Source organism: Bifidobacterium tsurumiense, assembly GCF_000741765.1.
GTDB lineage: Bacteria > Actinomycetota > Actinomycetes > Actinomycetales > Bifidobacteriaceae > Bifidobacterium > Bifidobacterium tsurumiense.
The window spans coordinates 88,214-103,080 of sequence record NZ_JGZU01000004.1 but is presented as its reverse complement, the minus strand read 5'-3'; the positions used below and the strand labels follow the sequence as shown (position 1 = coordinate 103,080).

General features: G+C 50.9%; 9 protein-coding genes and 1 pseudogene. 9 read left to right on the top strand and 1 reads right to left on the bottom strand.

Annotated features, from left to right (window positions below; genetic code table 11):
* Positions 1–330: 330 nt before the first annotated feature.
* The 9 genes and pseudogenes from BITS_RS02625 (at position 331) to BITS_RS02590 (ending at position 11,288) form a co-directional block, all read left to right on the top strand.
* Positions 331–1,335, top strand: coding sequence for a LacI family DNA-binding transcriptional regulator (locus BITS_RS02625; RefSeq protein WP_026642257.1), 1,005 nt, complete (start codon positions 331–333; stop codon positions 1,333–1,335).
* Positions 1,336–1,493: 158 nt separating this feature from the next.
* A complete protein-coding gene (locus BITS_RS02620) occupies positions 1,494–2,999 on the top strand; it encodes a sugar ABC transporter ATP-binding protein (RefSeq protein WP_026642258.1) in 1,506 nt (501 codons plus the stop codon).
* Between the two features lie 18 nt (positions 3,000–3,017).
* Positions 3,018–4,007 (top strand): ABC transporter permease, encoded by a 990-nt coding sequence (locus BITS_RS02615; RefSeq protein WP_026642259.1) that lies wholly within the window; start codon positions 3,018–3,020, stop codon positions 4,005–4,007.
* Positions 4,008–4,185: 178 nt separating this feature from the next.
* Positions 4,186–5,133 carry a D-ribose ABC transporter substrate-binding protein gene (locus BITS_RS02610; RefSeq protein WP_026642260.1) on the top strand — a complete coding sequence of 316 codons (948 nt, stop codon included), beginning with the start codon at positions 4,186–4,188 and terminating at the stop codon, positions 5,131–5,133.
* A gap of 98 nt (positions 5,134–5,231) precedes the next feature.
* Positions 5,232–5,627: a D-ribose pyranase gene (gene rbsD, locus BITS_RS02605; protein WP_026642261.1), complete on the top strand. Its 396-nt coding sequence runs from the start codon at positions 5,232–5,234 to the stop codon at positions 5,625–5,627.
* Between the two features lie 436 nt (positions 5,628–6,063).
* On the top strand, positions 6,064–8,664 hold the full coding sequence (locus tag BITS_RS08660; protein ID WP_152571236.1) for an HlyD family secretion protein: 2,601 nt from the start codon (positions 6,064–6,066) through the stop codon (positions 8,662–8,664).
* Between the two features lie 164 nt (positions 8,665–8,828).
* Positions 8,829–8,903 (top strand): annotated as a pseudogene (locus BITS_RS09665) (zinc-ribbon domain-containing protein); the annotation flags it as partial.
* A gap of 153 nt (positions 8,904–9,056) precedes the next feature.
* The gene (locus BITS_RS02595; RefSeq protein ID WP_044259293.1) at positions 9,057–9,809 is read left to right on the top strand and encodes a hypothetical protein; all 753 of its coding nucleotides are present in this window, start codon (positions 9,057–9,059) and stop codon (positions 9,807–9,809) included.
* A gap of 459 nt (positions 9,810–10,268) precedes the next feature.
* Positions 10,269–11,288: a LacI family DNA-binding transcriptional regulator gene (locus BITS_RS02590; protein ID WP_026642264.1), complete on the top strand. Its 1,020-nt coding sequence runs from the start codon at positions 10,269–10,271 to the stop codon at positions 11,286–11,288.
* Positions 11,289–11,773: 485 nt separating this feature from the next.
* Here the strand turns inward: BITS_RS02590 and lacZ are convergent, their stop codons facing one another.
* On the bottom strand, positions 11,774–14,863 hold the full coding sequence (gene lacZ, locus BITS_RS02585; protein WP_026642265.1) for a beta-galactosidase, LacZ type: 3,090 nt from the start codon (positions 14,861–14,863) through the stop codon (positions 11,774–11,776).
* Between the last annotated feature and the right edge of the window lie 4 nt (positions 14,864–14,867).

The following is a 14,867-nucleotide window of genomic DNA, read 5'->3' as shown; positions in this document are numbered from 1 at the left end:
CGGGCCCTGTGATGCACAATCAGGATGCAAAGATTTGCAAATTCTGATTTCCATGGTATAGTTGCGGTAACGTTTCCGCACAATGAAGTAAAGGAGATTAGGGAATACGGAAAACGTTCCCGCATGATTCTTTCGCTCAGAAGTCCCATGATCCACTTGGAGTCCATGCAGTAGGCGGTGTAGCTTACGAAAGCGAAACTTCTCGGCAGGGTTGTCGTGCATTGCATGTTCGGGAAGACGATAACGACTCATCACCTTGGATGGGATAATTTGTAACGGAAGCAGCCTGAGGTGTTGTCACGTGGATTTCCATTGACGAAAGGAGGTGTCATGGCATACGTAACCATAAAAGACGTTGCAAAGCGTGCAGGTATTTCCGTGTCTACGGTTTCTTGTGCGCTCAACGGCAAGGATCGAATTTCGAACGAGACCAAACGGCTTGTCGAACAGGCGGTGCAAGAACTGCATTACATCCCTGATTCCAGGGCCAGGGCGATGCGCTCGCTTTCCACGAAAACAGTGGGCCTACTGGTTCCCGATATCCGCAACGGATATTTCGCCGATCTTGCGTATGCGGTGCAGGATGAGCTATCGCAGGCCGGATATTGCACATATATTGGAACCTCCTCTGAAAACGTCAGGCAACAGGATGCTTTCATTATGGATATGTTGTCCCAACATATTGATGGTGCGATCATCGTTCCTCAAGGGCAGATGTCAGATGCATTGCGGAGGCTCCTTAAACGGCAACTGCCTGTGGTTTTTGTAGACCGCAGCATTGAAGGAGTTGACGCTGAAACGGTGCCTTTGGTGGTTTCAGATCCGATTCCGGGAATGAGGGACGCCTTGAGAGACATGAAGGATCTTGGGCATCGCAAAGTCGGTTATATTTCCGGGCCGGTATTGGGTTCACCAACATTGCAAGAACGCGAGCTGGCGTTCAGACAGTGTGCGACGCAGCTATTCGGCGAAGAGAATATCTTTGTCGAATCATCTGGATTCGGGCAATCATCCTGTGAGCTGGTGATTCAAAGGATGCTGTCCGTTGGTGTTACTGCTTTGGTCTTTGGCTATTCGCCCGATACCGTCCAGGCCATCTCGGTTATGGATGGTGTTGACGGCATTCTGAATCAAGGTATGTCGTTTGTGTCTTTTGACGATATTGAATTATTCCGCCTGATCAAACCCCAGGTGTCGGTGATATCTCAACAAGTACAGAAGCTTGGTGGGCTGGGTGCGCAAATATTTCTTGATATGTTACGTGGTGAAAAGCCGGAATCCCAGCGTGTGGATACGGTGTACATGCAAAGGGGGACGGTGCAGCTAATCGGGTGATGCTTCGGCCAATGGTGGCGTGCCGCTCGCTGAAGGGTCAGTGCAGATCCCAGGTTTACGGCTCGTAACTTTCTTCAATTCATCCTTATTGAAATGGCCTTAAGAACAGTATTCGTGCTTGCGGTAACGTTGCCGCAACTGTTGGAAAAGAGAATGGAATGACGCAGCTGTCTCTTGTTGGTGTTTCCAAAATATTTGGCAATACCAAAGTAGTGAATAATGTTTCCGTCACAGTAGAGCCTGGGAAGGTTCATGTGCTGCTCGGAGAGAATGGCGCCGGTAAATCCACGGTCATCAAAATGATGAGCGGTATCTATCAGCCTGATGAAGGTCATATCGAGATTGATGGGAAAACCGTTCGCATCCTTGGGGTAGAGGATGCGCGAAAGTTCGGAATTGCGGTTATTCATCAGGAACTCAATCTGGTGCCTCAGCTTTCCATTATGGAAAATCTGTTTCTCGGCATGCTCCCCGCACAGGGTGGCTTTGTGAATTACAGGGCCATGGAAAAGAAGGCCAAAGAAGCCCTGAAGCTGATTGGCCTGAATGAAGACGTCCACACGCCTATGGGAGAATTGGGCGTTGCTCGCCAGCAGATGGTTGAAATAGCCAAGGCGTTGATGCAGAACGCTTCGATACTTATCCTCGACGAGCCGACCGCAGCCCTCACCCGCAAGGAATGCAATCAGCTGTTCGCCATCATGGATGAGTTGAAGGCCAAGGGTGTGGGCATGGTGTTCATTTCGCATCACCTTGATGAGATTTCTCGCGTTGGTGATGTGGTGACCGTTTTGCGAGACGGACAATATATCGACACGGTCGATGCTTCCGCCAGCGAAGACGAACTGGTCAAACTCATGGTCGGTCGAGATATTACCAATCAATTCCCGCATGAGCATCGCGAGCCTGGCGAGGTATTGCTTGATGTCAAAGACCTGAACCGCGAAGGGGAGCTTAATAATATTTCCTTGCAGGTTCGCGCAGGCGAAGTGATCGGCTTGGCAGGGCTCGTTGGAGCTGGTCGCACAGAAGTAATCCGTGCAATCTTCGGTGCGGACTCATATGATTCCGGTACGGTTACGGTGTGCGGGAAGCAGTTGCCAAAGCATGCGATAGGCAAGTCCATTGAAGCTGGATTGGGATTGGTTCCTGAAGACCGCCGAACCCAAGGGCTTGTGCTGGATGCGTCTGTTGCTGAGAATCTCGGTCTGGCGACCATGATTCCAACTTCAAAATATGGTTTCGCTGATCTTCATGGCCAGAGCAAGCGGGAGATTGATACGGCGAAGAAACTGCGTATTCGCATGGCGAATGTGAACCAAACAGCAGGATCGCTGTCTGGAGGAAACCAGCAGAAGATCGTATTCGGCAAGTGGTCCATGGCCAACGTTCGCGTACTGCTCTTGGACGAGCCGACTCGAGGCGTCGACGTTGGAGCGCGAGTTGAAATATACGAGCTTATCAATGAAATCACTGCCAATGGCGGTGCCGTGCTTATGGCATCTTCTGATTTGCCGGAGGTGCTCGGTATGTCAGACAAGGTGCTGGTGATGAGTGAAGGTCGAATTACCGGCTGTCTGCCGGCCAATGAGGCCACTCAGGAATCGGTAATGGCCTTGGCGGTGTCCCATATGGACGATGACAACAACGCTGAACGGAACTGAAATTCAAAGGAGAATACAATGACTGCTCAATCTGTAAAACTTGGATACGATACAGGAGAAACAACGGTTGCGGATAGGATCAAGCTGTTTGCCTCACGCAATGGAGCACTTATCGGGCTGATCATTCTATGCATCGCATTGTCGTTTGTGGCGCCTGCATTCCTCAGTGCTCCCAATCTGCTGAATGTTGGCATCCAAGCTGCGACTGTTGCCATTTTGGCATTTGGCCAGACCTTTGTGATCGTTGCGGCTGGTATTGATTTGTCGGTTGGTGCAACAGCGGCCGTTTCCAGCATGTTGGTGGCATACACCGGCGCGAATATGGGATTGCCAGCATGGTTGACCATAATTGTCGGCCTGTTGGCGGGTGCGGCATTCGGCGCTTGCTCCGGTATGATGAATGCATTCCTGAGATTGCCTTCATTTATTGCAACGTTGGCCATGATGTCGGTGGCGCGAGGACTCACTTTGGTGATTTCTGACGGACGCCCGATTTCCACCTCCGGAATGGTGAACTTCTTCGGAGGTACGCTTGCCGGCATCCCCGTGCCGATCATCATGATGGTCATCATGGGCATTGTGGCGTCTATTATCCTCAACTTCACCACGATCGGCCGTTCCATGTATGCCGTTGGCGGCAATATGGAGGCTTCAAGGCTTTCGGGTATTTCCGTTCACAAGACGCAGATCATGGTCTTTGTGCTTTCGGGTATTTTTGCGGCAGTGGCCGGATTGGTTATCGCAGGACGCCTTCATTCGGCACAGCCCCAGGCAGCTGACGGCTATGAGATGGATGCCATTGCATCCGTGGTGATTGGCGGTGCATCGCTCTCCGGCGGTAAAGGCAAGATTTCCGGCACATTCATCGGCGCAATCCTGCTCGCCGTCATTCGCAATGGCCTCAATATCATGAATGTTTCCTCCTTCTGGCAGAAGGTGGTCATTGGTTTGGTCATTGCCTTCGCGGTGAGCTTCGATACTTTGCGTCGCAAGGTTGATACGCACTGATAGCAAATGCGCTGATGAGAGTGGACTCAGTATTTCGGCACTGATATTTCAATGAACGCATCGCTTATATTGCGTCAGCATGCGGTGCCGTAACTGGGTCACTGCCAGTCACGCAGACATTCAATACGCAAACTCTTAAGACAAATAGCAATTTAAAGAAGAAAGAAAGCTGAATATCATGTTGAAGATCAATGCCAAGAAGGCTTTTCGTGCCGCAATGGCCATCGTATGCGCTTCCACTCTTGTGGCAGGCGTCAGTGCTTGTGGCGCATCGAGCGCGGCGAGCGGTTCCGACAAGGTAGCCTTGTTGGTTTCAACTCTGAACAATCCATTCTTTGTGGATCTGCGAGATGGCGCGCAGGAGGAAGCAGATAAGCTCGGCGTCGAGCTGTTGGTCTCTGATGCGCAGAATGACTCAGCAACCCAGCAGAATCAGGCGCAAAACGCACAGGCTCAGGGAGTGAAAGCGGTAATCATCAATCCAGTTGATTCGGATGCTGCTTCGCCTGCTGTTGCCCCATTGCTGTCAGCAAGCCTCCCGGTAATTTCCGTGGATAGGTCGGTGACCGGTGAAGACGTGACTTCGCATATCGCTTCTGACAACGTTGCAGGTGGCGCTCAGGCTGCAGATGAGTTGGCGAAAGAGCTCGGCGAAAAGGGAGATGTCATCATATTGCAAGGCATTCCAGGGGCAGCGTCGACTCGAGACCGTGGCGACGGATTCAAGAATGAGATCAAGAAGTATTCCGGTATCAAGATTGCTGCTGAACAGACGGCAAACTTCGATCGTTCAGAAGCGCTTGATGTGACGAGCAACTTGATGCAGGCCAATCCCAATGTTGTCGGCATCTACGCAGAAAACGATGAAATGGCATTAGGCGCAGTGCAGGCATTAGGCTCCAAGGCAGGAACGGATGTCAAGGTGTTCGGATTCGACGGAACCGCAGACGGTCTGAAAGCCATTGCCGATGGAACGATGACAGGAACGATCGCGCAGCAGCCGAAAGAGCTTGGCAAGCAGGCAGTTCAAGCCGCAGTGAAGGCCATCAAGGGTGAATCTGTTGAGAAGACGCAGTCGGTGGATGTGAAGACCGTAACCAAGGAGAATGTCGCTGATTTTCAGTGAATAGCTCGGTGCGCTCGCTGCATCAACAGTGCTGATGAAATGGGCGTGCGGAATCTCATTGATGTTCGCACGCCTTTGATAGAAAGATATATGCTCATATGCTTATCAATGGAATTCTCAATGCTCAACTGTCGGCCGCACTGGCGAAGCTGCGGCATAAGGATGAATTCGTTATTTCTGATTGCGGATTGCCTGTTCAGGCTGGTATTGAAGTGATCGACCTGGCTGTGGTATTTGGTGTGCCGAGATTCGAAGAGGTGCTCATGGCACTGAAGCCTCAACTCGTGCTTGAAACGGGTTTGATGGCGCAAGAGGCGCAAGGGCAACAAGCGGAACACTGGGTGCAAGAATACTTCGATGTGCCGCTGTCATACGTGCCTCACGATGGGCCAGAGGGGTTCAAGGATCGGGTGAAGAATGCAAAGTTCGTAATCAGAACGGGTGAGACTACTTCGTATGCGAATGTGATATTCCGCTGTGGAGTGCCGTTCTAGGTTTGGCAGAGCAGAATCGTAGATCATAGGAGGCTGGCAACGATGACGATCGTCGTTGCCAGTTTTTGTCGTTCAGAACCCTTTGATTGAGTATGCCAATCGGTGTAAGCGTAACGATATTCCTTGGGTCTTGTTATTGACTGCGAAGTGTGTGGTAACAAACTGTTTTGGAATGATCAACCATAACTGCTTATATGTATTAGTTCGAAATCTGGCGAATGAATAATATGCAGAATAACATGAGAATTGCCGATATGACATGGCTATGACGGGTGACAATGTGTTCACCTCGAATTCATACTCAGATCAACTCCCAGCAGGAATCGCGAGGAATTGGTGCAGTTGAGGTCAGGCAACTAGGCTAGGAAGCGAAGCCTGTTGGGAGGGCTTTGTTGGCAATATGCCAAGTATTTCTGTTTAGGAGAAGGACAGGATAATGACATCTAGAAGAGTTTCTCATCATTCGCATCAACAATCAAAGCCTGATATTCGCAAAGCAGCGACTATGACGGCAGCCGGTATTGCGGCTTTCGCAACGTTGACGGCGCCAAATATTGCAATGGCAAATGAGTCTGGGACTCAAGAGTCACAGTCGAATTCGTCCACGCAACTCATCACCAAAGAGCAAGCTATGCAGAATCTACAAGCTGTAGCTCAAGTAGCACCAAGTGATGAACGAATTGCCGAAGCGAAATCACAAGCTGATAGCGATGCAAAAGCTCAAGCCGAGGCACAGGATGCAGCAGACCAAGCGCAAGAGAATAAAGATACTGCCCAGAAAGAGGTGAATCAAGCCCAGCAGGACAAAGCGTCCACCGCCCAAGGCCTGCAAGATGCTCAAGCCGGGGTTGATGCTGCCAAGACCAGTCAAGATGCCGCACAAGCGGACAAGGATGCTGCACAGCAAGCCTATGACGAAGCTACTGAGAAGGCTGGTACTGCAGATCAAATTGCACAAGCACAGACGAAGGCAAACGAAGCCCAGGGCAATGTCAATGATCAACAAGCCGAAGCTGGCAAAGCAACTGCCGTGGAAAAACAGGTGGAGAGTGATAAGGCCACAGCTGATCAGGCAGTGACTGATGCGCAATCTCAAGCCAACAAGGCTGCTGCAGACAAGAAGCTCCAAGAAGATATCAAGGCTGAGGCTGATAAGAAGGTCGCTGAAGCGCAGCAAAAGTACGACGAAGCAAAAGTTCAAGGAGATGCTGCCAAGGAACAAGCAGCTCAAGAATTGGCGGACGCGAAGACTGCCCAAGTAACAGCACAAGCTGACTATGCAACGAAGGAGCAAGCGGTTCAGGCTGGGCAGAAGTCCATAGATGAAGCTAAAGCCGCACTGGATGAAGCCAAAGCTGGTTCTGGTGTAGATGTTGATGCCATGAACAAAGGAATTGGCGGATTCTTCGAATCGCTTATCAATGATCCAACGTTGAATGATGCTCAGAAGCAACAGGCGCAGCTAGCTTATGATGTGCTTGTCAACAATTCCTTGAATGTTCCATGGTATGACTCAGAAGTTTCCGGATGGCTGAACAAGGGAGAATATGGAGAAGATTCTGCACCATCGATTGCTGGGCTAAAGAACGGCCTGACTTATATCGACGCAGTGAACGGTCTGCGTACTGCCAATAACTTGAATACGCTTGACATCAATCTTTATGCCATGGCGATTGCCATTTTAAACAGTCAGCATGGCGGTCACTCTGAGATAGGTGCCGATGCTGAAAACTGGGCGGGGCTAATCACTCATGCATATAATGGTACCGCTGACCCAGACGAGTGGGAGTCCGCGTATGCTGCTGGACAGCTTTACGGCAAGGATTGGCCATTTATCGGGTGGTATACCCAAGAGAAACACATTTTTGAGGAGATGCTGAAAGAACACCCTGGTATGGACGGGATGGATGCTTTTCAAATATTCCAAACTTACCCCGATGTGTATAAGAAAGCTGGACATTACCTCAATTTCATCATGCCTTCCCTGAAATCCATGGGATTTGGAATAGGCGAAGATGGTGCCGTTTGGGATGGCAGCACTTCAGCTACGGGCACATTGACGCAAGAGCAATTCAGAAATTTGGTGAACGCTTATGTTGCTATGGTCGAAGGGGCGCCTGACCCCGCCACGGTAGCGCAAGCGCGAAAGGTATACGACGATGCTGTTGCCAACCAGACTCAATTGCAAGCCGAAGCGGACGCAGCACAAAAAGCATTGGATGACGCTCAATCCAAGCTTGATGCGGCACAGAAAAAATATGATGCAGCAAACGATCAAACGACCATTGAGAAGCTTAAACAAGAACTTGATGACGCGAAGGCAAATGCTGATACCGCTGCGCAGAATGTCAAGTCTGCGGATGATGCAGTTGCTGATGCTGCCCAGAAGCTCCAAGCTGCGCAGCAAGCACAAGTTGATGCTGCGGCAAAGCTGGTACTTGCACAGGATGCCAGCAAGGAAGCCAATGCAACTCTTGACCGGCTTCAAAAAGAGTTGAAGTCGGCTCAAGATGAGCTGGCTGCCATTCCTGTGGCCGATCCAGTGCTTAAAGCCAAGCTTGATGATGCAGTCAGCAAGCTGGCTGCGGCACAGGATGCATATGCAAGGGCCTTGGCTGCTTTGGACGCTGCACAGAATGCTGACACATCCGCTGCTGAGAAGTTGCAAGCGAAGTTGGCGGCATTGCAAGATGCCAATGCCAAGTTTGCTGATGCTGAAGCCGCTCTTGCTACAGCCTCTGCTGCGGCTACTCATAGCAAAGCTGTGTACGATGCGCTTATTCGTCTGAAGATCGAGATTGATGCGGCAAATCAACCAGAGAAGACCGCGGATGGCGGCAATGACGGCCCTGCTTCCGAAAACACCGCCAGTGTTGACAAGGCAGAGGCTCCGGTTTCTGTACAGGCGGCATCCAAGGCTGCAAAGAAAGTCGAACTCGCAACCACTGGCGCTGCTGTCGACGGTATTGTGATGGTTATGGTTTCCCTGACCGCTCTGGGGTTGGGAACCAGTCTTTTGAAGAAGCGTCCTAAGTAGCAGACGAATCGGTTGATATTCACAAATAGGCTCACCACCGAGCATGAACTTTGAGGGTGAGCCTATTCAACTATTGGGCAGGACGGGATAGGGACTTTCCTTCATTTTGTAAGGTGCATTGAAGAATATAGACTTTTGTTATTAGAGAGAGGGGGCTTGAAAACATGGCTAATAACTTCTGCCAATATTGCGGCAATCAATTAACGACCAATGCCCAATACTGTACGCAATGTGGGAAACCTGTCGGCTCTTATGCTGACGAAAGCACTCAGCCTATACCGCTTTCCCAAGGGCAAAGTGTATTCCAGGGGCAGCAAGATCCTCAACGGTTGGAAGAACGGAATGGAATAGCATCTCCGTCATTCCAGCCAACGACTGACGGTGAGGAGGTTATGGCTGCACACAAGCATTCCCGACATGGCATTGGGACATTGTTCCGCAGGCTAACCGCGATCCAGAGGATGCTGGTATTTTCACTGATTGTCATTCTTAGCGTTGCATTGATAGGCGGTGGAGTAGTTGCGGCTGCCGTATTGACTTCGCATAGGCAAAATAGCGTCTCCGCAAGTCAACCGAGTCCTGGAGATTCTTCTACTGACGGTGCAATCGATAATTCAAGGTCCCCAACTAGCTCCCCGAGTACACAATCGCCCACAAGTAGTCCCACTTCTACTCCTACGAGCACTCCCTCTGAAAGCAATACTCCGGATGTAGAGAACACACAAGGAACCACGGGCAGCACAGAAGATGGGCATTATGTCAATGTCCGATTTGCCTATTCGATTGACGTGCCCGCCGGTTCCACGTGGCTTCCTGAGGCGGGGAATAGTGACGGACGTCAGTTCACGAATGATGCTATTGGCATGAGCATCGCGGTATGGGGCTCTTACAACATCAATAATGATGATATTGACTCCGTGTTTAATTTCAACGATCCCAAGTTAGCCTATTCCTCCAAAACAAATGATGGTTTTGTGGCAAGCTGGATTGAGGATGGAATGATTGTTTACCGCCATGAACTTTACTCGCCAGATGTCTTGCGGGTGGTGGAGTTTCGTTATCCAGAAAGTCAACGAGCTGCCGGCGATGCAATCGTGGAGAAATTCTCTCCGACGTTGAAGGCGACCATCTCATATGGACAGTGATAAAAGATAGTGACTGTTTTCTGAATGATGCATCTTGATTCTCATCAAACTAGACAAGTCTTTGCTGTTGTGATTGCGTAGAGATGTGCCATATCTGGTTTCAGGCGTTTGCCTGCATGATAGTGTGCCTGTGGTGTTTCATATATAAACCATGGAATTAACCTATGTACCTAGGAAATTTACTTAGGAACCTAGGAAATAAACTATTGAACCTAGGAAGTTACTTAGGAACCTTGTCCTCGCAACTTCCTGGGTTCAAGATAATCGAATACAATCTCGAGGTTATTATTTTTTTAGCAGTGTTGGGCGTCATCTGTAGTTCAGTGCACAATGCTTAATGCTCTTTCTTCTTTAGCAGAGTGCCATAATTACATCCGTGCACAAGTGTTGTGTGCCATTCCGTGCTAAACTAACAAGTAAACATGTTTAGTTGTCGGATCCTCGAGGAGGCAGATCCACATGGCTACGATTAGGGAGATCGCGAAGAAGGCGGGTTTCTCCCAGGCGACGGTTTCCAGGGTGCTCAATGATGACCCCACCTTTACCGTGAAAGAGACCACACGAAAGAAGATTTTGGATGCCAGCCTTGAGATGGGATATGGCACAATGTCGCATCTCCAACGTGTTGTCATTCCGCAGAATATTGCTCTGCTGAACGACACGTTTTCAGACAAAGGGTTGCAAGACGCATATTTCAATGAATTGAGAACCTCGCTTTATCAACGGGCCAATGCGGAACGCATGAATTTGAGCGAATACTATGATGCTGATGCTCGCATAGCGGACGCGGACAAATATTCGGGATTCATCGCCATCGGTCCGCAACCATTGACGCCTGACGCGCTTCGCCGATTGCATGAAGTGCTCCCGTATGGTGTGTTTATCGACATTAATCCTGCGCCGAATTTGTTTGATTCAGTGCAGCCGGATCTTGAGCAGATGATTATGGATGCTATGGATACCCTCGTTTCGTCTGGCAATCGTCGGATCGGCTTCATTGGTGGATCTGGAAGCATCATGGGTAAGTGTGAATACCCTGAGGACACGCGCGCTTTCGCATTTCGCAATTGGGCCACGCGCTATGGGCTTGAAACAGAAGGCCTGATATTCGAAGAGGGTCCATTCACTGTCGAGAATGGGCGCGCGCTGGGGGAGGAGCTCATTTCCGCGCACGCAGGCAATCTCCCCGATGGACTGATTGTTGCTGCTGACTCGCTTGCCGTCGGTGTGCTGCAAGCTTGCGCGGCATCCGGAGTTCTGGTTCCTCGTGATATGCGCGTGGTGAGCATCAATAATCAAGAGATTGCAAAATATACGTCGCCGGCTTTGTCTTCATATGACATCAACAAGGATGAATTGGTGAGAGCGGCGATGGTCACGTTGGCGGAGGCTATTTCTACCAGACGCACCATCAATCATCATCTGCGCATTTCAACCGAGTTGGTAGTGAGGGATAGTTTTATTCCAGCCGATAAATGAAGGTATCGGTATTCTGTGAATCGATAAGCAAAGGCCTGTGTTGTCGATCAATGAGCAGACATATATCACTATCAGCGGGTGAGAGGGATGGTGGATAGCGTTGACCGGTGTATGGAGGTTGGATGCCGTCCGAAGCAAAAGTAGATCGGTCAACAATCACTAGTGAACTGAGTACGATTAGCACACACTGGTGGACGGATGTCGGTCAGCACTTAGTGGACGGATGTCGGTCAACACTCGTCTGTGAACAGAAGTCGGTCACCACGCGCCCGTGCGCGCGAGAGCAATCGCAAGGATTCGTGACGGAAAGGCATGATTGCATTCGTCGCAACGCGATACCTGCAAAACTTGTCTAGCCGACCTTTATCGGCTCACAAATTTGCCCACCATAAAATAATGCCTTCTTCCCTTTATATGCGATATATGACCTATATATCGCGTCACATCGGGAAGAAGGCATTACTACGCTTCAGCGCGTATTCACATCAGAACAACTCGAGATCAATATTGAGATCGAGCGGCTTATCGGCAGGAATGTGATACTGAGGATGCACCGGTGACATCCATGAATCATCTCCACCCACGCCCATCTGCGCAGCGAGCACACGAAGGAACATATACTTCGGTTCCGGCAGCTCATCCTGATGCAGGGCTTCCTCAAGCATAAGACTGGACCAAGGCTGCAGACTCATCGCGAATGGCGCGCCGCCATCGGCCCGGCTGACGCGCATTCCATGCCCGAAATCATCGGTAATCTCTGCCCAGCGAACATCTTCATGGTTGCCGGTCTCCTGAGGCATGAGATACGGTGCATGGTCTTCGAATGCATTGGTATTCCACACGCCAAGCTTGGCATGCTTGCGATCTTGGTAGGTCTCCTTCGGGCCGACTCCATAGAACCGCAAATTCGAATATTGAACCGGCAAGGCCCATTCGATGCCGAATACAGGAATCGTCGGTAGATCGCCCTGTTCTCCCGGATACTCGATATGCAAGTTCAAGAGCCCGTTTGCATATGCGGTGTAGGTTATTTCCACCTTGGTGCGCTGCGGTATTGCGAGTTCATAAGTGTATGCAACGCGGAGCGTATTTTCATCGATTTGCTTGACATCGCCTGCAACGCAGCGAGCATATTTGCCGGCTCCCATCCACATGGCACGTTCGAAGCCGTGCCCTGCGCCACGGTCGTTATCGGTCAAAGCCCTGAAGGTTGTGAGCGATGGCCTGCGCACAACAAATTCATGACCTGCTAGGGTGTAGGAAACCAACCCGCCCTGTGCCTTGGAAAGCAATATTTCTCGACCTGCTCCTTGGACTCCTGCATTCCAGCGTCCGAGCGTAATGCAGCCATTCGCGGTCGTGACTGTAGGCGCGACTTCGGGGCTCGTCAAACGCGCTTCACCAGCGACAACAGCCTGTCCGAAGCTCAGCTCAAACCCACTCGGAGCCCAATCGGTGGCATGGGCGAGTCGCTGCGATACCTCAAGCACCAACTCGGTGCTGTCGGCGCGGAACAGCTCCACCGGCCAGTCGATATTGAAGGATTTGCTGGAATCCGCCGGCACATCAAAGCGTCTGGTTTCCTGCCATACAGGGTTGCCATCTGCAAGAACGCTTAACTCGAAAACGTAATCGTTCGTAGAGGTAAACAGGTTGTCATTGGTGATGGTCACGGATGATTCGGTCACGCCGATGTGTACATTGGCGTAGAGTTGCTTGACTGCCTGCGCTTTTGGTGACGGAGTGCGGTCGGCAAACAGCAGGCCGTCTCCGGAGAATTCGTAATCCGTCGGGCGATCCCCGAAGTCGCCGCCATAGCACAAGCGAGTGGTGCCATCCGGCAAAGTCTTCTCGATGGCTTGATCAATGAAATCCCAGATGAATCCGCCCTGATACTTCGGATATTGCTCGAGTGCGGTGTATTCATCCATATTGCCAACCGAGTTGCCCATGGCATGCATATATTCGCAGGAAAGATACGGCTTGCGCCCGTCCTTCTGCAAATACTCTTCGATTTCATCTGCATGCGCATACATGCGGGTTTCGATATCGGTCACATCTTCGAATGCGCGGTTATGGACGATGCCTTCATAATGCACAGGCCGGTTCGGATCGATCTCGTGCACATGCCGGTACATTGCGCGGAATACTTCACCGGCATACGACTCGTTGCCGAGTGACCAGATGAGCACGCTCGGGTGGTTGTAATCCCGACGCATCATGCTGTTGACACGGTCGACGCATGCCCCCTCCCATTCAGGCTTGCTGCCTGGCACAGCGGTGTCTTCGGTAGTGATGTCACCCGGGATAGTCCAGCTGCCATGGGTTTCGAGATTGGTTTCGTCGATCAGATAGATGCCGTATTCATCGCAGAGGTCGTACCAGTGTTCCTGATTCGGATAATGCGAAGTGCGGATGGCGTTGATATTGTGGCGCTTGCAGAATATGATGTCATCGACCATATCCTGTTCGGTGATTGCACGACCGCGTTTGGCGTCGAATTCATGACGGTCGACACCTTTGAACATGATGCGTTTGCCGTTGATGGTCATAATGCCGTCTTCGATGCGGAAACGACGGAAGCCGACCTTCTGGACGATGGTTTCGCTGATATTGCCGGCATGATCGATGACCTGCAGCTCCATGGTGTAGAGGTTCGGTTGCTCTGCGCTCCAGGGGGTGATGCCGGGCAAGCTTCCGGTCGAGATTGCGACTTCTTCGCTGGATTGAATTGATGCGTCCCACACCACATTGTTGTCGGAGTCCTTGAGTGTGGCGGTGATGTTGGCGGCTGCTGAGGAGTTGGTGACGTGTGCAATGGCCTCAAGCGATGCCGTGCTGGTTGCGGCGTCCCAATCAGCTTCGATTTGCATGGACTCGACATGGACATGTGGCCGCGCGACGAGTTCAACGGTGCGGAACAGCCCGTGAAGCCGCCAGAAATCCTGGTCCTCAAGCCAAGACGCGCTGGAATATTCAAAGCAGGCAACGACTAAGGTATTCTCGCCATCATGCAGTAACTCGGTGATGTCGAATTCGTTGGGCGTGAACCCGTCCTCGCCATAGCCGACGAATGATCCATTGAGCCACACATAGATTGCAGTCGCCATGCCGTGGAAGACGATGGAAACGGTGCCGTCTGTCTGTTTGATGTCCTCCAAATGCTTAGAAAGCGTGAAGGCTTTTCGATAGAGCGCAACGTGATTGTTCTCCGGGATATTCGGCTCTTCAGGGTTTTCGTGACCATCCCACGGGTATTGCACGTTGACATACTTGTTGTTCAAAAAGCCAGCCATTTGTAGGTGGCCGGGGACCTGAATCCGGTCGAATCCTGAGTCGTTGAAGTCCTCGGCTAGTGCGACTTCGTTGTCGAAATCAAGTTCGGATGCCTGAAGCATCTCGACTTTCCACTCCCCATCGAGGCTTTGGTTTGGCATGATACGTGCATTGTGATGGCTTGGATCCGTCGCATAATACGTATGGTTTGAATGCGCGGGGGTGCGATTGACTGCAAATACCGTTGGGTCAGTGAGCCAGTCTTTGCTCGCTTGTTCAAATCGGTTGCTATTCGCCATGATT